This window comes from Mesorhizobium sp. AR10 (genome assembly GCF_024746795.1).
Taxonomy (GTDB): Bacteria; Pseudomonadota; Alphaproteobacteria; order Rhizobiales; family Rhizobiaceae; genus Mesorhizobium.
This window is the reverse complement of the sequence record NZ_CP080524.1, coordinates 4,791,465-4,809,506: the sequence shown is the minus strand read 5'-3', so window position 1 is coordinate 4,809,506 and position 18,042 is coordinate 4,791,465. Positions and strand designations below refer to the sequence as shown.

Below are 18,042 nucleotides of genomic sequence, written 5' to 3'. Positions count from 1 at the left end.
GGCAGGAGCGTCAAGGCGTGCGCCTATCGCACAGTATGAAACTTGGCCGGCAGGCCAGCCGCGCCCGGCTACGCGGTGGTTACAGGTTCCCGGATGGCCAGCCGCGCCGCGACGTGGTCCTTGACCTGGCGGATCGCCTGTTCGCGCGACACACTGCCCGGCTGCAGGGCGAGCCGCAGCCATAGCCCGTCAATCAGCGCCGAGACGCCAAGCGCGATGTCCTCGGCCTCGCTGGACGAGGCAAGGCCACGCAGGCCGGACAGCAGGTTCGAGCGCATGCGGGCGTGGATCACCTTCTGGATACGCGCCAGTTTCTCGTCGCGCGGCACCTCGGCGCCAAGCGAAAGCCACGCATGGCAGAGTGGAGGCTGGAACAGATGCGGCTCGAAATTGCCCTCGATCACCGCATTCAGGCGCTCCATCGGCGTCCGTGCCCGGCGAAGCCGCGCGATCACCGCATCGCGCAGGACGGCGTTGGCCTCGCGCATCGCGTGCTCGAACAATTCCTGCTTGCTGCGGAAATAATGGAGCACGATGCCCTTCGAGGCACCGGCATGGGCCGCCACCTTTTCCAGCGTCGCGCCGGCAATGCCCTCGCGTTGCAGCACTGCGAAGGCCGCCTGCCGCAGTTCCTTGCGGCGTATGTCACTGAGGCGCTTGAGTTTCACCGGATCGATCCATGTATCGAGAAACCACGTTGACATTTTCGTCCATCTAGATCAACAATTGACCAATGGGACAATAATTAGACCAAATGGTCAATATAACACGATGAGGAGAACCGAAATGTTGCGCATCTTTGCAAATGGCGTCTGTCTGGCCGCGCTGGTGCTGGCCTCCCACGCTGCCCAGGCGGGCGAGCCCGAGCAGTGCAGGGCGGTACGCATGGCCGAGCCCGGCTGGAACGACCTCGCTTTCACGACTGGGATCGCCAGCGTCCTGCTCGACGCCCTCGGCTATCAGCCGAAAAGCGATGTGCTCGGCCTCAACGTCATCTACGAGGGCATGAAGAACAAGGACCTGGACGCGTTCCTTGGCTATTGGGATCCCGCCAGCGTCGTCTATTACGAGCCTTACAAGAAGGATGGCTCGGTCGAAAATGTGCGCATCAATCTCGAAGGTGCCAAGTACACCTTCGCCGTGCCCACCTATGTCTGGGAGGCCGGGGTCAAGGACTTCTCCGACCTGCACAAATTCGCCGACAAGTTCGGGAAGAAGATGTACGGCATCGAGCCCGGATCGAACCAGCTGATGATGGATGCCATCGCCGATCCTTCGCTCGGCCTCGATGGCTGGCAGGTGGTCGAGTCGAGCGAAGCCGGCATGCTGTCTGAGGTCGGCTACCAGATGAAGGAGAAGCACTTCATCGTCTTCCAGGCCTGGGCGCCCCATCCGATGAACGCGATGTACGACTTCAAATATCTGACCGGCGGCGACAAGTTCTACGGCCCGAATTTCGGCGCCGCGACGGTGACCACGCAGGTGCGCAAGGGCTATCTGCAGGAGTGTCCGAACGTCGCGCAACTCCTCAAGAATCTCGTCTTCGACGTCGATTTCGAGAATGTCGGCATGGGCTATCTGATCAATGACGGCATGAAGCCTGAAGAGGCCGGACTGAAGGCGATCACCCAGAACAAGGGCCGCCTCGATGCCTGGCTCGCCGGCGTTACCACTTTCGACGGCAAGCCAGGCCTGGCTGCAGCGAAGGAAAAGCTCGGCCTGTGAATTCCGCTGGGCTGGAGGCCGGGCAGCAAGCCTGGGCAGGCCGCAAGCGGATGGTCGATGTCGGTGGGCTCGCCATGGCCTATGTCGAAATCCCCGGCGCCGAGCCGGCCCTGCTGCTGATCCATGGCTTTACCGACACCAGTCGCAGCTTTTCGCTGCTGGCGCCGTATCTGGCTGGACGCCGGCTGGTCATTCCGGACCTACGCGGCCACGGCGCCTCGCCAGCGGGAACGAACAGCTTCAGGCCGGCCGACTTCGCTGACGACATTGCCGGAATGATCGGGCAGTTGCGGCTTGATCAGCCAATTGTCATCGGCCATTCGCTTGGCGCCATGATCGCCATCGAGACAGCAGTCCGGAATAGCGGGCTGATCGGCGGTCTGGTGCTGCTGGCTGGTTCGCTGAAGCCCGGAATATTGCAGGATCATCCGATGGCGGTGGGTGTCCAGGCTTTGCGCGATCCGATTTCGCCGGATGACCCCTTCTATGCCTGGTGGCACGCGTGCCGACCCGGTGTGCCGCACTCGTTCATCGCCAAACTGGCCGAGGAGGCGTCGGCGATGCCTGCCGCTCGCTGGCGTTCGATCCTGGAGCAGATTCGCCGCTCAGATCTGACCAGCAGCGCACGGACCGTGCGGCAGGAGACGCTTATCATTGGCGGCGCCAGCGACCCGCTGTTCGGCGAGGCGCATCAGCAAGCGCTGTTGCGCGCTTTTCCCGATGCCGACTTCGTCTGTATTGAAAGCTGCGGCCACAATCCGCACTGGGAGGATCCGGCGCTCGTCGCCGCAGCCATCACCGGCAAATTCGGCGCAGCGACCTGACACGAGGGGCTATCTCAACAGCGACTGCGAAGTCGCCGACAGGCGCAGCGTTTCGGTCGGTTCGGCTATGCCCGATTGTGCCGCTTGCTGGAACGCCTGCCATGCCGGCGATGCGGCAAGGGCCGCCTCATGCCGGGCGTGCGCCTCGGCGCTGTCGAAACCGGTGACGCTGACGAAGACGCTTTCGCCCAATCGTACCGGCAGGCGGGGAAAGCTGTTTTCGGCATGTTCGGTGATGAAGGCGGCGCGCACGCGGGCGCCCAGCGCGGTCAGCACCGGGACCGCTCCGATTTGGAAATTCTCGGCGAACTCGGTCTCGGTGCCAGGCGGCAAATGATGAATCGTTAGGACAACAAGACCCCTCAACCGATTGTCCGTGCTTGTTTTTTCTTGGCCAACGTCTTCATGACCTGACGGTGGCAGCACTGCCCGTTGCGATCCTGACAGGTCGAAACCGGCGCCGGGCCATGCTGGCTTCAGCTGCAGCACATTGTCGGAATCGATCATCGTTTCGTTGGCGGCATTGCTGTAGGCGGCCCACACCGGCCCGTCATAGAAAGCGGTCAGTGCGTTTCTCCGCGCCTCCATGCCGTCGAAGCCGCGCATCCAGACGAACATGTCGGGACGGTCGAGGTCGCGGAACTGGCCGATGATGGTCATCCCGGCGTTTTCCTGGCCTTCGACCAGATGGGTGTCGAAGATACCGATAAGCGTGTCGCGCTTGCCGGGCTTGAGTGTGTATTGCCTGAGTTCGACGACAGGCGAGGCGTTGAGGTGGGATTTCGGCGGGGCTGTCAGGGGCAGATACACTAGCAATCTCCAAAACAGGGTGATCATCCGGTTTATAAAACAGACCGGTTGTCCTGTTTTGTCAATGTGGTATCTCTAGGAAATGTCAGCAGAGAACGATGTTCGTCCAAAATCGCGACGCCTGAAACGCACCAACGACCCTGAAGGCATGCGCAAAAAGGTGCTCGATGTCGCCGAGGAATCGTTTCAGGCGCGCGGCTATCACGCCTCCAGCCTCGGCGATCTGATGACGGCGGCTGACGTCACCGGCGGCGCGCTGCATCACCATTTCCCGACCAAGAAGGCGCTGGCGCTGGCGGTGATCGAGGAGCGGGTCGCCGCGGCGGTCGAGGAAACGTGGATTGCGCCGGTGCTGGCGGCGGGCTCGGCGCGCGAGGGCGTGCGCAGCGTGTTCGACGCGGTGGCGGCCGAGCTGGAACAGCAGGGTTTCGTTCGCGGCTGCCCGCTCAACAATCTGGCACATGAACTGTCGCTCGCTGATCCGGATTTCCGCCTTGCCCTTGCCGGGATCTTTTCGGGATGGCGTGAGGTGATCGCCGACAAGATCAGGGCCGACCAGCAAGCGGGCAGGGAACGGGATACCGATCCGGATCGCTTCGCAGCACTCGCGGTCGCGACCTATTCCGGCGCCATGTCGATGGCCAAGACGGCGCAGGACGCCGGCGCGCTGCGCGACTGCCTGGAGGAACTGGAGCGCGTGACCCGTTCAGCTCCGTCGTTCCAGGGCGGAACAAGAGCAAAGCGACGTCGCAGGGTGCTGCCGCGGCAAGGGGCTTGAGGCCGGATCGAACGGCGCTGGTCCGCCGGCCGGTTCTGGTGGGCTTGATTGGCGCGCCCGCCACCGACATCAGGAGTTCATCCGCTTCCTCAATGCAACGTGCTGCTTGACAGCCACTATTCAGCGTTGCTATATACCAGTAATCAGTAACGCTTAGTAGCCAACGGGAGATGTTGTGTGGGCAAGCAGATGACGGAGATGCTCAAGGGCACGCTGGAGGGCATCATCCTCGCGATCCTGTCCGTGCAGTCCGCGTACGGCTACGAGATCACGGCACGGTTGCGGGAGCAGGGCTTCTCCGACATCGCCGAAGGCACCGTCTACGCGCTGCTCGTCAGGAACGAGCAAAAGGGCCTGGTCGACGTGGAGAAGATACCGTCCCAGATGGGGCCGCCGCGCAAGGTGTATTCGCTCAACGCTCAGGGACGAGAATATCTCGAAGAGTTCTGGAGGACGTGGAGCTTCCTCGCAGAACGGCTCGAACAGCTCCACACGGAAAGGAAATAGATATGGCCACAGGATGGATCGAGCAGTTCACAGGGTCGATCGAGCAGAAGAGGCGCTACCGGCAGTACAAGGCGCGCACGCAACAGCTTCCCGCGAACTATCGCGCGGCGATCGATGCGCTGGATCGGTACCTGATGTACTTTGGGGCGATAACGAAAGGCGACACCCTGGTATCGATGCTGGAGGATCTCGCCGATCTCTTCGAGCAAAGCGCGGCGAACGAAACCCCGATCCGCGCGATCGTTGGGCAGGACCCTGTGGAGTTCGCCGAGGCGTTTCTCCGAAACTACTCGGAGGGTCAGTGGATCAACAAGGAGCGGAAACGGCTGACCGACGCCATTGATGGCGTCGCATCCTCATGTGCGCGTGCAAGTTGAAGGGCATGAACATGGCAGACTGCCTGCATCATGTCGACCGGCGGGCCGCGCAGGATAACTGGACGAACCGTCGCCAGCTGTGCTGAATTTCGCCTCATGATGAATCGTCGCCCGGCAAAATCGTTTTCCCGACGCAGCTTCCTGGCGCAGGCGGCGGGGTTTGCCGTGGCCGGCGCCGTCTCGCGCCCGGCGCTCGGTCAGACCGGACAGCGCATTCCACCGGTCGACGCCACCTTCCTGTTCATCGCCGATGTCCATGCCTGCCGCATGGCCAGCGGACTAAGCCCCAATTGCCAGCAGGAGGGGAAAACCGACGCTGCCTTGCTGCGCAATGTCGCCGCACTCAACGGTATCGGCGACAAGCAGTGGCCGGCCGAAATCGGCGGCGCCGCCACTGGCCTGCGCTCGGCTGGCAGCCCCATCGGCACGCCGCTCGGCCTCGTCGTCGGCGGCGACATGACCGACGATGGCGGCGGCCAGATCACCCAGCCCAGCGAGGGCACCCAGCTGCTGCAGTTCAGCCAGCGCTACCAGCAAGGTGTCGGTCCCGATCGCGTGCATATGCCGGTCTATGTCGGGCTCGGCAACCACGACCTCGACCAGAACGGTCCGCCGCCGCATGTCGACTGGTATCGCCGCGAATTGCGCGACTATGTCGAGGTCAACCACCGCGCCGGCGTGTTCTTCAAGCCGCCGGTGCCGGCGACCGACTACGACGTCGATACCGACTGCTATTCATGGGACTGGGGTGGCCTGCATCTCGTCCAGACGCACCGTTTCGCCGGCGACACCGGCCACGGCGCCGACAGCAGCCTGCCGTGGCTGAAACAGGATCTGGCGACCTATGCGGCGGACGGCCGTCCCGTCATCCTGTTCCAGCACTATGGCTGGGACACATTCTCGGTCGAACGCTGGGATCCGGCCAAGCGGACCTACGACGATGACGGCACCGGTGCGCCGCACTGGTGGGGCGAGGCGGACCGGCAGGCGCTGCTGGCGACGCTGAAGGGCTACAACGTCATTGCCGTCTTCCACGGCCACCAGCACGAGGTGCCGATGATCTATCGCCGCGACGGGCTCGACCTGTTCAAGCCAAAGGCCGCCTATATGGGCGGCTTCGCAGCCGCGCGGGTAACAAGCGACGCCATCGACGTGGTGCTGGGCGAGGCAACCGGCGACCATGGCGAGGTTGCCTTCACCAACGCCTTCAGCAAGAGCCTGAACACATGAAAAAGGCGGCTTGGGTGGCCGCCTTTTGCTGATCGTCAAAGGCGATCTTCGGTGCAGGATCAGAGCGCCTTCTTGACCTTGTCCTTCACGTCGCCATAGGCCTTCTGCACCTTGCCGGCGATCTTGTCGGCCGTGCCTTCGGCCTGGGTTTGCCGATTGCCGGTTGCCTTCCCGGCGGCTTCCTTGACCGAGCCCTTGACCTGCTTGGCCACGCCCGCGACCTGATCCTTGTTCACCATTTTCGCATCTCCTGGGGTTTCATTCTCCAGAGGCAAACGGGCCGGCGTGGCTTAGGTTCCACACGACCGCGCCCGGTTGCCTCTGGCGAGGCAATGCGGCTAGGTTCGGCGCGGGACCAGCGTACGGGGCCGTCGGGGGAGTTCGATGCATTTGCTGTTTCGCGTTGCCTTGGCGGTCGCGACCTCTCTGCTGACGGCCGGCTGCATCGCCGACGATGTCGGACCGATCAACGTCCCAACATCGGAGGTCGGCCAGCCGTCGCCGAACTTCATCCCCGATCCCGGCGACGACGGCTCGACCATTGTCGGCCTCGCCTTTTCCGGCGGTGGCACCCGCGCCGCGGGCTTTTCCTACGGGGTGCTGCGGGCGCTGGACGACATCGTCATCGACGAGCGGCCATACAGGCGCACGCTGGTCGACGACATCAGGATGATTTCCGGCGCCTCCGGTGGCGCCGTCGCTGCGGCCTATTTCGGTTACAAGGGCAAGGACGGCTACCAGGATTTTCGCGAACGCTTCCTGATCCAGAATGCGGAAGCCGACCTCAGGACATCGCTGTCGCTGTTCAATCTGGTGCGCGCCTACAATGGCGGCGTCAACGACCGCAGCGGCTTTGCCAAATGGCTGAACGACCATCTCTTCGATGGCGCCACCTTCGATGCCTTCCGCACGCCGGACCGGCCCATCGTCTGGATCAACGCATCCGATATCTACAACCGCACGCCGTTCCTGTTCAGCTACGACACGTTCGCGGCACTGTGCAGCGACCTCGACAAGGTGCGGCTTGCCGATGCGGTCGCGGCTTCCGCAGCGGTGCCCATCGTCTTCGCGCCGATCGTGGTCTCCGCCACCAAGCCGGATTGCGGTTACCACAAGCCGTTGTGGCTGAGCCGCGCGCTTGCCGACCGCAACGCTTCGCTCAGGCTGAGAGCCTACGCCAGCGCGCTCGATTCTTACCAGAACGCCGATCCGCTCGACTACGTGAAGCTGCTCGATGGCGGCTTGACCGACAATATCGGCATCACCGGCTTCGCGCTCGAGCGCTCCGCCGCCGGCACGCCCTACGGGCCGCTCTCGCCGTCGGCGGCCGTCCGCCTGACGACGCTGATCTTCATCGTCGCCGACGCCGGCAGCAACAGCGATGTGAGTTGGGCGAAATCACTGCACGGGCCAAAGGCTTCGGAGCTGTTCGACGCCGTGACCAGCACCACGCTTTCTGCCTCGGTGCGCGACGAATTCGACGCGCTGACGCTTGCCGTCTCGCAGTGGAAGGGGGAGCTGGTGCGCTACCGCTGCGCCTTGCCGGCCAAGACGGTGGCCGCCTATCGAGGCTCGACGGCCGGCTGGAACTGCCGTGACGTCCGGCTCGTGGTGCAGCATCTGTCTTTCGCCGACGTCGATGCGGCCAAGCAAATCAGGCTCAACGCCATCCCGACCCGGCTGAAGCTGCCGGTCGAGCAGGTCGACCTCACCATCGAGGCCGGACGCGAGGCGCTGCGTGTCAATGCCGACATTGCCAGCGCGGTTGTCGCCATCCGATCCCGCGCCGGTGTGACGCCGGCAGGGATTGCAACGGCGCAGGCAAATTGAAATCTTTTTGGGGAAACCACCTTGGCTGAATTCACGCTCTTCATCGGCAACAAATGCTTTTCGTCCTGGTCGCTGAGGCCATGGGTGGCGATGAAGCATCTCGAGATTCCGTTCGAGGAGAGCTTCGTTCGGCTGCGCACGCCTGAGACCTTTGCCAATCTGGCAAAAGTGTCGCCGACCGGGCTGGTGCCGGTGCTGAATCACAATGGCAAGATCGTCTGGGAAACCCTTGCCATCCTTGAATATCTGGCCGACCTGTTTCCCGAGAAGAAGCTGTGGCCGGCCGACATCGGCGCCCGCGCGCTTGCCCGCTCAGTTGCGACCGAGATGCATTCGGCCTTTCGCGAGGTCCGCTATGGCTGGCCGATGAATCTGCGCCGGCCGAAGGGCCACAAGCCGCTCGACGCCGAAGGCGAGGCGCAGCGGGCGCGTATCGAGGCGCTGTGGCGGCAATGCAGGGAACACTACGGCGAGGGCGGTCCGTTCCTGTTCGGGCATTTCACCGCGGCCGACGCCATGTATGCACCGATCGTCACCCGCTTCGACACCTATGGCGGCGCGCTGGCGCCGGATACACGCGCCTATGTCGATGCCGTGCTGGCGACGCCGGCGATGCGCCACTGGTATGCCGAAGCGGCGAAGGAGACCTGGCCGGAGCCAGGTCCCCACGAGCAGGACTGACCACAGGCGGGCTTCCATAAAAGCGATTCTGATTTTCGGGCTGCCGTGGTGTTATTTTGCCGAGGGTTCCGGCCACAGCGTTTCCAGCGTTTGCGGCAAGAGATCGCCAAGAAGGTAATCCGCGGTCGCGTTCGGCTCGATGCGGGCGAACTTGCCGTCGAGGGCAAGGTGCGCGAAGCCGTGCACGGTCGACCACACCGCCAGCAGCATGGCGCGCGCCGGCGCGTCGAGTTCCTCGTCGTCCGGCATGGCGCGCAAGGCGCGGATGGTCGGCGCGATGGCCGCCAGGGCCTGTTCGGAAGCAGCACCCAGCCTCTCATTGTCTGCCAACAAGAGGTCGTGCCGGAACATCAGGTGGAAGCGGCCGGGGAAGGTAAGCGCGAACCGGACATAGCCGACGCCCTGTTTTTTCAGGCGCTCGACCGGGCTGCCCGCCGATTTGCCGATGCTGATGTGGCGAACCAGTTCGAGGAAGCCGAGAATGGCGACTTCGGTGAGCAGCCCGGCGGAACTGCCGAAATGATGCGCCGGAGCGGCGGGCGACACATGCGCGCGTCGCGCCGCCTCGCGCAAGGTGAACCCTTCGAGGCCGCGCTCGGCAAGTATGGCGTCCGTCGCCTTGATCAGGGCATCCCGAAGGTCGCCGTGGTGATAGGCATCGCGTTCCGCTTCTACAGCCATTTCGCCCTTCCCATGTTCAATCTTTACATTGTACAGATTTCGGGTTAACGTGTCACTTGACAGTGTTAAGATAGATCGTTTCACGGCTAACCACGGAGACATCCCCATGTCTGCAACAATGCGCTTGTCTGCAACCCAGTCCCTGCCTGCAACCCAAGACTTGTCCGCAATCCATCGCGTCGCCGCCAACGACCCAATTGCGCCAGGCCGCTGGACAGCGGCCGATATCCCCGACCAGTCCGGGCGCACGATCGTCGTCACCGGAGCCAACAGCGGCCTTGGCTTCCAGACGGCGCTGGAGCTGGCGCGCCACGGCGCCCATGTCGTGATGACGGCGCGCGATGAGACCAAGGGCAGGGCGGCAAAGGCCAGGATCGAAGCCGAGCATGTCAGCGGATCACTCGAATTGCGGCGGCTCGACCTCGCCGATCTCGACGACGTGCGCCGCTTCGTTGCAACGATCATCGAAGACGGGCTGGCGGTTGACGTTCTGGTCAACAATGCCGGCGTCATGATGCCGCCGCGCACCCTGACCCGGCAGGGCCACGAACTGCAGTTTGGCGTCAACCATCTCGCGCATTTCGTGCTGACGGCGCTTCTGCTCGACCGCTTGGCGCAAAACAGCGACGGTCGGGTCGTCACCGTCAGTTCCGACCTGCACAAGCGCGGTCAGATCCATTTCGATGACCTTGCCGGCGCCCGGAATTATGGCCGGGTGTCGTTCTATGCCCAGTCGAAATTCGCCAATGTGCTGTTCGCCCTGGAACTCGACCGTCGCCTGAAGGCGGCAGGCCTGCCGGTGCGCAGCCTGCTCGCCCATCCCGGCTATTCCGCCACCAATCTGCAATTGAGCGGCCCAACCGGCATCCTCAAACTGTTCATGCGCTTCGGCAACCACTTCCTGGCGCAGGATGTGGCGATGGGCGCGCTCAACCAGCTCCATGCGGCAACCGCGCCCACAGTTAGCAGCGGGCAGTTCATCGGGCCGGATGGCAAGGGCGAAAAGAGCGGCTACCCGACGCTTGTCCAGCCGATCGCCGCGGCGCGCGATGCCGATCTGGCAAGGAGATTGTGGCAGCTTTCCGAGGATTTGACCGGCGTCCGCTTCGACCCCGCGAACCGGGCGGAGCCAGTCGATGGCCTCTGATGTCCTTCGCTTCTTGCGCGCCTGGATGCTCGATCCGCTGCGGGTGGCGTCCATTACCCCGTCCGGTGCCGCGCTGGCAAAGCTGATGGTCTCCGAAATCGCGCCCGGTACCGGATCGGTGATCGAGCTCGGGCCGGGGACGGGTGTCTTCACCCGTGCCTTGATCCGGCAAGGCGTCAGCGAGGAAAAACTGATCCTGATCGAGAAAGGCGCGGACTTCGCGGCCATGCTTCGCCAACGGTTTCCACGGGCGCGCTTGCTGTGCATCGATGCGGCTGAGATCGGCGATGCGATCGATGCGGGCGCGGCGCCGGCCGGCGCCGTCGTCAGCGGATTGCCGCTGCTGTCCATGCCGTTGAAGACGGTCACGGCCATCCTTGCCGGATCGTTTGCGCATCTGCGCGATGACGGCTGTTTCTACCAGTTCACCTACGGTCCGCGTTGTCCGATCCCCGGCAAGGTGCTGGAAGGGCTGGGGCTGGAGGCGACACGCATCGGGCGCACGCTGCGGAACATTCCGCCGGCCGCCGTCTATCGCATCTCCCGGCAGCCGGTACGTCACGAGCTGATCGCCGCTCGGCCCTTGGGCAGGAAGTGTCTCCGGGAAATGGCGTAGGCGGCGAGGTGTTCCCGCGGCCGGAAAGCCCCGCTCAAAACAAAACGCCCCTCGCACCTTTTATTGTGCGGGGGCGTCTTTTTGTCGTTAGCCTTTCCTGAGATTGCTCTCATGAATTGCTGACGGCACCTACAAAATGCACGGGCGCCGGAATGGTTCCCGGAATATTGCAATTTTTTTTGGACTGGCTGATGTCCCGTTTCGGCGCCCGCCACAAAAGTACCCCAGGATCCCCTGTGTCGAACAACCTTGTGTCGAATCCAGGCCGTGGCCAAACCAAAAATTGACAGGATGCCAAAAGAAGCGTAAAAGAATTTCGTCGATATTTGTTTGACCGACTTTTGTTATCCGCGCACGAATGCGCGCCTTTGACGAACTTCCCCATCAAAAATCGAGACAAAAATCGTTGTGCATTCGCACGACGATTAACGAATATTTGCCATGGAAAGGGTTCGTTTATGAGCACCGGCACAGTTAAATGGTTCAACGCCACCAAAGGTTTTGGTTTTATTCAGCCTGACGATGGTTCGGCAGACGTTTTTGTTCACATCTCGGCCGTCGAGCGCGCCGGAATGCGCGACATCGTCGAAGGCCAGAAGCTCGGCTACGAGATGGTCCGCGACAACAAGTCGGGCAAGATGTCCGCCGATCAGTTGAAGGCGGCCTAACACGGAATTCTGCCTTCCCGGTGACCACGGATGTACTGGCACTGGTGAATGGCGAATTCTGGCGCATGCGCGTTCATTCGGACGCGCGGCGCAGTGATGGAAGGTCAGGCAATGCCTGGCCTTTTTCATTTCTAATGCTTCAAAACGTTCAAAAGAGCGCCGCGCGTCCGCTTGAACGTGCTAAGGACGCTCCAGCAATCTGAATCCGACTGCCGTCTTGCTTTGTGCGTGGTCCTGGCCGAAAGACCGATCTCGCCACTTTTCGGCATCATGCTCCGAACGGGAGAAAGACCTTGACCGCCACTTCAAAGAAATCCCGCGACCAGGCCGAATCCATCTTCAGCAAGGCCCAGACCCAGTCGATGTCGCTCAACCGCATCACTTCCGAACAGGATGCCGTCAGCCAGGCCCGCGAGGCCAAGACCGCGCGGCTGCGCGAATTGCGTCTGGAAAAGGAAGCTGACGATATGGCTGCGGCTGCAGCACTTGCTGCCGTGCCGAAACGGGCGGGCAAACGCTGATGGCCACCAAACGCGTGCCGCAAAAGGCACTGGCTGCCGATTCGACCATTGCCGACGTCGTCAGCACCCTCGACAAGCCGATCGAGTATGTCCGGCGTGTGCTTGAAAAGCTGGAACGCTGCAAGCGCGCCCATGGCGATGCCCAGGTGCGGCTCGGCGTGCGCGGTCGCGCCGAGTGTCCGAACTATCTGATCGAATATATCCGCGAAAATGCCAAGACGCATGAGCGCGTCACCCATCAGGATGCCGCCTACAGCGGCAGCACGCATCGCGAACTGGCACCCCGGCACATCGAGGAGGCCAGGAACTGGTCGCCCGAGGAAATGAACATCACGGCGGTCTCGGCGCTGATCGGCCGCTTGCGCAACCCGAATGCGCCATCATCGCGTTTCTCTGACGAGGATTGACATGGCCATCAAGTTTTCCGCCAAGAACCAATCGGTAGCACCTGCCGCCGCCGCAAAGCCGGCCAAGCCCGCCGCCGCGCCGAAAGCCGACGAATCCACTGATGCCGCGACCGATCTGTTCAAGTCGCCGGCGCAAGCGCCGTCGCGCAAGACCAAGAAGAAATAGCAGCCTTGCCGCAGGACGCCGATCGTTTCTGGCCAGGGCCGGTTGCCCTGGCCGGCGATTTTTCGTCTCCGGCAGAGAGCGTCGACCTGGTTGCCATGTTCGACTGCCAGAGCTGCGGCGCCTGCTGTTCCTATTCGGCCGAGTGGCCGCGCTTCTCCACCGAGGATGACGCGCAGCTCGACCGGATTCCGGCAAAGCACGTGGCCGCCGACGAATCCGGCATGCGCTGTGATGGCGTGCGTTGCTCGGCGCTCACCGGTGAGGTCGGCAAAGTGACCGCCTGCGGCATCTATGAGATCCGCCCCGACGTCTGCCGTGCCTGCATGCCCGGCGGCGACGATTGCCTGATGGCGCGTCGCGCCCACGGGCTGCCGCTCACTAATCTCCCCCCTTGAGGGGGAGATGGCCGCGCAGCGGTCAGAGGGGGTCGTCTCACATAGAGCGCCGGCGTCGTTTTTTCGTCACGAAGGCGTCGGCGCTTCATGCGCCGCGACCCCCTCTGTCGCCTTCGGCGACATCTCCCCCTCAAGGGGGGAGATCAAGCGCTCCGCCGCTTGCCCTGTTTCACGTCCCCCGATACCTTGCCGGCCGGCAGGGCGCTGGAGGGAACCATCGTGAGCATCGAATTTCTGTTGACGTCGCTGATCGTCGTGGCTTCGCCCGGCACCGGCGTTCTCTACACGCTGAGCGCCGGCCTTTCGCGCGGGGCGCGAGCCAGCGTCATCGCCGCTTTCGGCTGCACGCTCGGCATCATCCCGCATATGGCCGCCGCCATCACCGGGCTGGCGGCGCTGCTGCACACCAGCGCGCTCGCCTTCGAGACGCTGAAATATCTGGGCGTTGCCTATCTGCTCTTCATGGCGTGGAACACGCTGAAGGAGAGGGGCGGCTTGAGCGTTGAGGAAAATGTCGCGCCGCGCTCGGCGGGCAAGGTGATCACCTCCGGCATCCTCATCAACATCCTCAATCCAAAACTGTCGATCTTCTTCTTTGCCTTCCTGCCGCAGTTCGTCAGCACCACCGAGCCGAACGCGCTGTCGAAGATGCTGGAACTCAGCACCGTCTTCATGCTTTTGACCTTCGTCGTCTTTGTCGGCTACGGCATCTTCGCCGCCTCGATCCGCAGCCATGTGGTGTCGCGGCCGATGGTGTTGACCTGGCTGCGCCGTACCTTCGCCGGCGCCTTCGTCATGCTCGGCGCAAAATTGGCGCTGACGGAGCGCTAGCGGCGGCCGGGCGCGACTATCCCTTCACGTAGCCCATCGCCTCGACGATCCGCCCGCCGGCGACACGCATCAGGTTGACGCCGCGGATGGAGTTGCCGTCGACCATGAAATAGCGCCAACGGATCGTCGCCCGTTCGCCGGCAACGAACGTCTCTTCGAGGTCGAAGCGCGTGCCGGGTTGCGTGGCGATCGCCGACCACAGTGCAACACAGGCTTCCCGGCCTGCATGGCGGGCGCCGTCCGGCGCCGGCACGGTGTTTTCGATGACGCAGTCGTCGGCCACCAGTTCGGCCAGTGCGGACGGATCGTGAAGCTGGAACACGTCGTTGAACCGCCGCATGATCTCGGCCGTCTGCATGGAGTGGTCGTCTGCATGAATGGTCACGGTGCTGTCCTGTTTCATCTGGTGGCTCCGGATTTCATATTTCGGCGAGGGCGGCGCTCGGGATGAGCTCAGCCTTGAGACTTATGTTGGAAACGCCGGCCAAAGCGCGGGAGACGAGGCATGTCGTCTTCGCCGCCTCCGCAAGGCGCTGGAATTCCTCGGGCTCGAGGCCAGGGACATCGGCTCGCGTTTCGAGCTCGATGCGGGTGATCGTCGGTCCGGCTGCCGTCGCGCCGAGATGCACCTTGGCGACGGTGCGGATGTGCACCGGGACATGGTCGGCGCTACCGAGTATGGCGCTCAGCGCCATTGAAAAGCAGCCGGCATGCGCCGCCGCGATCAGTTCCTCGGGATTTGTGCCGGGACCATTCTCGAAACGCGACGGGAAGGAATAGGCGCCTTCGAACACGCCGCTGCCGAGGAGCAGCCGGCCAGAGCCCTCTTTCAGCGTGCCTTGCCATTCGGCGGAGGCTTCACGAATTGTCATTGTCTGCACTCCGTTGGTTTGAGGAATCGATGGATCAGTCGTATAGAAATATGTAGACTGATCTACATATTATGTAGACCGATTGTCATATTCTGCGCAAGGCCTATAATGCTCGCTCCTGACAGAGGCTGACATGGCGAACGACACCCGCACCCGCATACTCGAGACGACGGCGCTGCTGCTCAAGCAGCGCGGCTATCACGGCACCTCGCTCAACGACATCTTGAGTGCCAGCGGCGCGCCGAGAGGGTCGTTGTACTTTCACTTTCCGGGCGGCAAGGACCAGTTGGTCCTCGAGGTGACCCGCGACAGCGTCGACAAGGTGACGCAAGGACTGGGCGAGGCGCTGGCCGCCGAGGCCGACCCGGCAGTGGCCGTCCACCATATCTACCAGGCGGTCGGGCGCATGCTGGAGGACAACCAGTTTTCGCTTGGCTGCCCTATCGCACCCGTTGTTCTGGATTCTCCGACCGATGTGCCGGAACTGGCCGAATTGTGCCGCTCTGCTTTCGAGCAGTGGATAGGCCTTCTGCAGGCGGCCTTCGTCGGGGCAGGGGTGCCCGAGCGCCGCGCGCGAACTCTGGCATTGCTTGTCGAATCGTCGCTGGAAGGGCTGATGGTGATCGCCCGCGCCACCCGCGACCGCGCCCCGGTGATGGCCGTGGCTGATGAAGTCGCCGCACTCATCGAAGGTGCCGTGCTTGCCGGAGGGGAAAGGCGGCAACGCGCCGACACAACCGCCTGAGGCCTACTGCTTCGGCTCAAAAACAAAAAGGGCGCCTTTCGGCGCCCTTTCCGTAAGTCTAGCGAGATCGGCTGGATTAGAAATCCATGCCGCCCATGCCGCCCATGCCGCCGCCGCCCATGCCGCCAGGCATGCCGCCGCCAGCCGACTCCTTCTTCGGAGCCTCCGCGATCATGGCTTCGGTGGTGACGAGCAGGCCGGCGACCGAGGCCGCGTCCTGGAGAGCGGTGCGAACGACCTTGACCGGATCGACGATACCCATGGCGATCATGTCGCCATATTCGCCGGTCTGGGCGTTGTAGCCGAAGGTCGCGCCCTTGTTCTCAAGGATCTTGCCGGCAACGATCGATGCTTCCGCACCGGCGTTCGCAGCGATCTGGCGGGCCGGAGCCTGCAGAGCGCGACGGACGATGTTGATGCCAGCGGTCTGGTCGGAATTGGCGCCAGTTGCCTTGATGTTCAGCGAAGCGCGCAAGAGAGCGACGCCGCCGCCGGGAACGATGCCTTCTTCGACGGCCGCGCGGGTCGCGTTGAGGGCGTCATCGACGCGGTCCTTCTTTTCCTTGACTTCGATCTCGGTCGCACCGCCGACGCGGATGACGGCAACGCCGCCCGCCAGCTTGGCGAGACGTTCCTGCAGCTTCTCCTTGTCGTAGTCCGAGGTGGTCTCCTCGATCTGCTGCTTGATCTGGGCAACGCGGCCCTGGATCTCAGCCTTCTTGCCGGCGCCGTCGACGATGGTGGTGTTCTCCTTGGAGATCGACACCTTCTTGGCGCGGCCGAGCATGTTGAGGCCGACATTCTCGAGCTTGATGCCGAGGTCTTCGGAAATGACCTGGCCACCGGTGAGGATGGCGATGTCTTCCAGCATGGCCTTGCGGCGATCACCGAAGCCCGGCGCCTTGACGGCGGCGATCTTCAGACCGCCACGCAGCTTGTTGACGACGAGCGTGGCCAGAGCCTCGCCTTCGACGTCTTCCGAGATGATGACCAGCGGCTTCGAGGTCTGCACGACAGCCTCGAGGATTGGCAGCATGGCCTGCAGGTTGGAGAGCTTCTTCTCGTGGAGAAGGATGTAGGCGTCTTCCAGATCCGCAACCATCTTGTCGGCGTTGGTGACGAAGTAGGGCGAGAGGTAGCCGCGGTCGAACTGCATGCCTTCGACGACTTCGAGTTCGGTCTCGGCGGTCTTGGCTTCCTCGACCGTGATGACGCCCTCATTGCCGACCTTCTGCATCGCTTCCGCGATCATCGAGCCAACCGAAGCATCGCCATTGCCGGCGATGGTGCCGACCTGGGCAACTTCTTCCGAGGTCTTGATCTTCTTGGCGTTCTTGATCAGCGTCGCGACGACGTCGGCAACGGCGAGGTCGATGCCACGCTTCAGGTCCATCGGGTTCATGCCGGCGGCAACCGCCTTGTGGCCTTCCTGGACGATCGACTGCGCCAGAACGGTCGCGGTCGTGGTGCCGTCGCCGGCGATGTCGTTGGTCTTCGAAGCAACTTCGCGGACCATCTGCGCGCCCATGTTCTCGAACTTGTCTTCAAGCTCGATTTCCTTGGCGACGGTGACGCCGTCCTTGGTGATGCGCGGGGCGCCGAACGACTTGTCGATGACGACGTTGCGACCCTTGGGGCCGAGCGTGACCTTCACCGCGTCGGCGAGGATGTTGACGCCGCGCAGCATGCGCTCGCGGGCGTCGCGGGAGAATTTTACGTCTTTGGCAGCCATGTTTTAGCTCCTGGCAGGGGCTCGGATTGAGCCCGAAAATTCAGTTGACGGTGAGGCCGAGATTCAGCCGATGATGCCCATGATGTCGGATTCCTTCATGATCAGAAGGTCTTCGCCATTGAGCTTGACTTCGGTGCCCGACCACTTGCCGAACAGGATGCGGTCGCCAGCCTTGACGTCCAGCGGGACGAGCTTGCCGGCTTCGTCGCGTGCGCCGGAACCAACGGCGATGATCTCGCCTTCCTGCGGCTTTTCCTTCGCCGTATCCGGGATGATGATCCCGCCGGCGGTCTTGGATTCGGATTCGACCCGGCGAACGACCACGCGGTCATGAAGCGGGCGGAACTTCGACTTTGCCATTTTTTCTTCCTCGATGAGAACGGTGAGAACAGTTCCTCCGTCCGGCGGCGCCGGACATGTGGTTAGCACTCACCATTGGCGAGTGCTAACGTGGCGGTGAAATAGGCTCCCGGCTGGCGAGAGTCAAGGCGCTCGGGAG

At 63.0% G+C, this 18,042-nt stretch carries 25 protein-coding genes; 17 read left to right on the top strand and 8 right to left on the bottom strand.

Annotated elements, in window-relative coordinates; translation table 11 throughout:
* Nucleotides 1–68 precede the first annotated feature (68 nt).
* Entirely contained in the window at nt 69–704 is a 636-nt protein-coding gene (betI, locus tag LHFGNBLO_RS26895; RefSeq protein WP_258602311.1) for a choline-responsive transcriptional repressor BetI, read from the bottom strand.
* Nucleotides 705–786: 82 nt separating this feature from the next.
* Here betI and choX point away from each other — a divergent pair, with 82 nt between their 5' ends.
* Entirely contained in the window at nt 787–1,725 is a 939-nt protein-coding gene (gene choX / locus LHFGNBLO_RS26890; protein WP_258602310.1) for a choline ABC transporter substrate-binding protein, read from the top strand.
* A complete protein-coding gene (locus LHFGNBLO_RS26885) occupies nt 1,722–2,549 on the top strand; it encodes an alpha/beta fold hydrolase (protein ID WP_258602309.1) in 828 nt (275 codons plus the stop codon). The genes choX and LHFGNBLO_RS26885 overlap by 4 nt, the downstream gene beginning before the upstream one ends.
* Before the next feature lie 9 nt (nt 2,550–2,558).
* On the opposite strand, the gene LHFGNBLO_RS26880 is transcribed toward LHFGNBLO_RS26885, so the two are convergent.
* The gene (locus LHFGNBLO_RS26880; RefSeq protein WP_258602308.1) at nt 2,559–3,359 is read right to left on the bottom strand and encodes an NIPSNAP family protein; all 801 of its coding nucleotides are present in this window, start codon (nt 3,357–3,359) and stop codon (nt 2,559–2,561) included.
* A gap of 148 nt (nt 3,360–3,507) precedes the next feature.
* Here LHFGNBLO_RS26880 and LHFGNBLO_RS26875 point away from each other — a divergent pair, with 148 nt between their 5' ends.
* The 4 genes from LHFGNBLO_RS26875 (at nt 3,508) to LHFGNBLO_RS26860 (ending at nt 6,251) form a co-directional block, all read left to right on the top strand.
* Nucleotides 3,508–4,137 carry a TetR/AcrR family transcriptional regulator gene (locus tag LHFGNBLO_RS26875; RefSeq protein ID WP_258602307.1) on the top strand — a complete coding sequence of 210 codons (630 nt, stop codon included), beginning with the start codon at nt 3,508–3,510 and terminating at the stop codon, nt 4,135–4,137.
* A 177-nt stretch (nt 4,138–4,314) separates the two neighbouring features.
* Entirely contained in the window at nt 4,315–4,644 is a 330-nt protein-coding gene (locus LHFGNBLO_RS26870) for a PadR family transcriptional regulator (protein WP_258602306.1), read from the top strand.
* A gap of 2 nt (nt 4,645–4,646) precedes the next feature.
* Entirely contained in the window at nt 4,647–5,021 is a 375-nt protein-coding gene (locus LHFGNBLO_RS26865; protein WP_258602305.1) for a DUF1048 domain-containing protein, read from the top strand.
* A gap of 96 nt (nt 5,022–5,117) precedes the next feature.
* Complete coding sequence (locus LHFGNBLO_RS26860) at nt 5,118–6,251, top strand: metallophosphoesterase (protein ID WP_258602304.1); 1,134 nt, start codon at nt 5,118–5,120, stop codon at nt 6,249–6,251.
* Nucleotides 6,252–6,310: 59 nt separating this feature from the next.
* Here the strand turns inward: LHFGNBLO_RS26860 and LHFGNBLO_RS26855 are convergent, their stop codons facing one another.
* Entirely contained in the window at nt 6,311–6,490 is a 180-nt protein-coding gene (locus LHFGNBLO_RS26855; protein WP_258602303.1) for a CsbD family protein, read from the bottom strand.
* A gap of 145 nt (nt 6,491–6,635) precedes the next feature.
* Between LHFGNBLO_RS26855 and LHFGNBLO_RS26850 the strand changes: the two genes are divergently transcribed.
* Both LHFGNBLO_RS26850 and LHFGNBLO_RS26845 read left to right on the top strand, forming a co-directional pair.
* Nucleotides 6,636–8,081, top strand: a complete 1,446-nt coding sequence (locus LHFGNBLO_RS26850) for a patatin-like phospholipase family protein (protein ID WP_258602302.1) — start codon at nt 6,636–6,638, stop codon at nt 8,079–8,081.
* A gap of 21 nt (nt 8,082–8,102) precedes the next feature.
* A complete protein-coding gene (locus LHFGNBLO_RS26845; RefSeq protein WP_258602301.1) occupies nt 8,103–8,762 on the top strand; it encodes a glutathione S-transferase family protein in 660 nt (219 codons plus the stop codon).
* Between the two features lie 51 nt (nt 8,763–8,813).
* On the opposite strand, the gene LHFGNBLO_RS26840 is transcribed toward LHFGNBLO_RS26845, so the two are convergent.
* Complete coding sequence (locus LHFGNBLO_RS26840; RefSeq protein WP_258602300.1) at nt 8,814–9,443, bottom strand: TetR/AcrR family transcriptional regulator; 630 nt, start codon at nt 9,441–9,443, stop codon at nt 8,814–8,816.
* Nucleotides 9,444–9,603: 160 nt separating this feature from the next.
* Between LHFGNBLO_RS26840 and LHFGNBLO_RS26835 the strand changes: the two genes are divergently transcribed.
* From LHFGNBLO_RS26835 to LHFGNBLO_RS26800, 8 genes are all read left to right on the top strand, one after another.
* Nucleotides 9,604–10,590, top strand: coding sequence for an oxidoreductase (locus LHFGNBLO_RS26835; RefSeq protein ID WP_258602299.1), 987 nt, complete (start codon nt 9,604–9,606; stop codon nt 10,588–10,590).
* A 25-nt stretch (nt 10,591–10,615) separates the two neighbouring features.
* Nucleotides 10,616–11,206 (top strand): class I SAM-dependent methyltransferase, encoded by a 591-nt coding sequence (locus LHFGNBLO_RS26830; RefSeq protein WP_258602298.1) that lies wholly within the window; start codon nt 10,616–10,618, stop codon nt 11,204–11,206.
* 458 nt (nt 11,207–11,664) lie between these two features.
* Entirely contained in the window at nt 11,665–11,874 is a 210-nt protein-coding gene (locus LHFGNBLO_RS26825) for a cold-shock protein (protein WP_010915421.1), read from the top strand.
* Between the two features lie 293 nt (nt 11,875–12,167).
* Entirely contained in the window at nt 12,168–12,395 is a 228-nt protein-coding gene (locus LHFGNBLO_RS26820) for a hypothetical protein (RefSeq protein ID WP_258602297.1), read from the top strand.
* On the top strand, nt 12,395–12,802 hold the full coding sequence (locus LHFGNBLO_RS26815) for a hypothetical protein (protein WP_258602296.1): 408 nt from the start codon (nt 12,395–12,397) through the stop codon (nt 12,800–12,802). Before LHFGNBLO_RS26820 ends, LHFGNBLO_RS26815 begins: the two co-directional genes overlap by 1 nt.
* Before the next feature lies 1 nt (nt 12,803).
* Nucleotides 12,804–12,968: a hypothetical protein gene (locus LHFGNBLO_RS26810; protein ID WP_258602295.1), complete on the top strand. Its 165-nt coding sequence runs from the start codon at nt 12,804–12,806 to the stop codon at nt 12,966–12,968.
* Between the two features lie 95 nt (nt 12,969–13,063).
* Nucleotides 13,064–13,363 (top strand): YkgJ family cysteine cluster protein, encoded by a 300-nt coding sequence (locus tag LHFGNBLO_RS26805; RefSeq protein WP_258609913.1) that lies wholly within the window; start codon nt 13,064–13,066, stop codon nt 13,361–13,363.
* A 219-nt stretch (nt 13,364–13,582) separates the two neighbouring features.
* Nucleotides 13,583–14,194: a LysE family translocator gene (locus LHFGNBLO_RS26800; RefSeq protein WP_258602294.1), complete on the top strand. Its 612-nt coding sequence runs from the start codon at nt 13,583–13,585 to the stop codon at nt 14,192–14,194.
* A 16-nt stretch (nt 14,195–14,210) separates the two neighbouring features.
* Here LHFGNBLO_RS26800 and LHFGNBLO_RS26795 read toward each other — a convergent pair whose 3' ends face one another.
* Together LHFGNBLO_RS26795 and LHFGNBLO_RS26790 are read right to left on the bottom strand one after the other, a co-directional pair.
* Nucleotides 14,211–14,597: a nuclear transport factor 2 family protein gene (locus LHFGNBLO_RS26795; RefSeq protein WP_258602293.1), complete on the bottom strand. Its 387-nt coding sequence runs from the start codon at nt 14,595–14,597 to the stop codon at nt 14,211–14,213.
* Between the two features lie 16 nt (nt 14,598–14,613).
* The gene (locus tag LHFGNBLO_RS26790) at nt 14,614–15,066 is read right to left on the bottom strand and encodes an OsmC family protein (RefSeq protein ID WP_258602292.1); all 453 of its coding nucleotides are present in this window, start codon (nt 15,064–15,066) and stop codon (nt 14,614–14,616) included.
* 133 nt (nt 15,067–15,199) lie between these two features.
* On the opposite strand from LHFGNBLO_RS26790, the gene LHFGNBLO_RS26785 reads away from it, so the two are divergent.
* Nucleotides 15,200–15,811 (top strand): TetR/AcrR family transcriptional regulator, encoded by a 612-nt coding sequence (locus tag LHFGNBLO_RS26785; RefSeq protein WP_258602291.1) that lies wholly within the window; start codon nt 15,200–15,202, stop codon nt 15,809–15,811.
* A gap of 76 nt (nt 15,812–15,887) precedes the next feature.
* On the opposite strand, the gene groL is transcribed toward LHFGNBLO_RS26785, so the two are convergent.
* Both groL and groES read right to left on the bottom strand, forming a co-directional pair.
* Nucleotides 15,888–17,543, bottom strand: a complete 1,656-nt coding sequence (gene groL, locus LHFGNBLO_RS26780; RefSeq protein WP_258602290.1) for a chaperonin GroEL — start codon at nt 17,541–17,543, stop codon at nt 15,888–15,890.
* 63 nt (nt 17,544–17,606) lie between these two features.
* Nucleotides 17,607–17,903: a co-chaperone GroES gene (gene groES / locus LHFGNBLO_RS26775; protein WP_006203049.1), complete on the bottom strand. Its 297-nt coding sequence runs from the start codon at nt 17,901–17,903 to the stop codon at nt 17,607–17,609.
* Nucleotides 17,904–18,042: the final 139 nt, after the last annotated feature.

What these genes read in the sequence shown, in the direction of transcription:
- LHFGNBLO_RS26860 (WP_258602304.1), top strand. Translation starts at nt 5,118, where the DNA reads ATGATGAATCGTCGCCCGGCAAAATCGTTTTCCCGACGCAGCTTCCTG.
- groL (WP_258602290.1), bottom strand. Translation starts at nt 17,543, where the DNA reads ATGGCTGCCAAAGACGTAAAATTCTCCCGCGACGCCCGCGAGCGCATG.
- LHFGNBLO_RS26815 (WP_258602296.1), top strand. Translation starts at nt 12,395, where the DNA reads ATGGCCACCAAACGCGTGCCGCAAAAGGCACTGGCTGCCGATTCGACC.
- LHFGNBLO_RS26840 (WP_258602300.1), bottom strand. Translation starts at nt 9,443, where the DNA reads ATGGCTGTAGAAGCGGAACGCGATGCCTATCACCACGGCGACCTTCGG.
- LHFGNBLO_RS26825 (WP_010915421.1), top strand. Translation starts at nt 11,665, where the DNA reads ATGAGCACCGGCACAGTTAAATGGTTCAACGCCACCAAAGGTTTTGGT.
- LHFGNBLO_RS26850 (WP_258602302.1), top strand. Translation starts at nt 6,636, where the DNA reads ATGCATTTGCTGTTTCGCGTTGCCTTGGCGGTCGCGACCTCTCTGCTG.
- LHFGNBLO_RS26855 (WP_258602303.1), bottom strand. Translation starts at nt 6,490, where the DNA reads ATGGTGAACAAGGATCAGGTCGCGGGCGTGGCCAAGCAGGTCAAGGGC.
- LHFGNBLO_RS26805 (WP_258609913.1), top strand. Translation starts at nt 13,064, where the DNA reads ATGTTCGACTGCCAGAGCTGCGGCGCCTGCTGTTCCTATTCGGCCGAG.
- LHFGNBLO_RS26810 (WP_258602295.1), top strand. Translation starts at nt 12,804, where the DNA reads ATGGCCATCAAGTTTTCCGCCAAGAACCAATCGGTAGCACCTGCCGCC.
- LHFGNBLO_RS26795 (WP_258602293.1), bottom strand. Translation starts at nt 14,597, where the DNA reads ATGAAACAGGACAGCACCGTGACCATTCATGCAGACGACCACTCCATG.
- betI (WP_258602311.1), bottom strand. Translation starts at nt 704, where the DNA reads ATGTCAACGTGGTTTCTCGATACATGGATCGATCCGGTGAAACTCAAG.
- LHFGNBLO_RS26790 (WP_258602292.1), bottom strand. Translation starts at nt 15,066, where the DNA reads ATGACAATTCGTGAAGCCTCCGCCGAATGGCAAGGCACGCTGAAAGAG.
- groES (WP_006203049.1), bottom strand. Translation starts at nt 17,903, where the DNA reads ATGGCAAAGTCGAAGTTCCGCCCGCTTCATGACCGCGTGGTCGTTCGC.
- LHFGNBLO_RS26875 (WP_258602307.1), top strand. Translation starts at nt 3,508, where the DNA reads ATGCGCAAAAAGGTGCTCGATGTCGCCGAGGAATCGTTTCAGGCGCGC.
- LHFGNBLO_RS26830 (WP_258602298.1), top strand. Translation starts at nt 10,616, where the DNA reads ATGCTCGATCCGCTGCGGGTGGCGTCCATTACCCCGTCCGGTGCCGCG.
- LHFGNBLO_RS26865 (WP_258602305.1), top strand. Translation starts at nt 4,647, where the DNA reads ATGGCCACAGGATGGATCGAGCAGTTCACAGGGTCGATCGAGCAGAAG.
- LHFGNBLO_RS26785 (WP_258602291.1), top strand. Translation starts at nt 15,200, where the DNA reads ATGGCGAACGACACCCGCACCCGCATACTCGAGACGACGGCGCTGCTG.
- choX (WP_258602310.1), top strand. Translation starts at nt 787, where the DNA reads ATGTTGCGCATCTTTGCAAATGGCGTCTGTCTGGCCGCGCTGGTGCTG.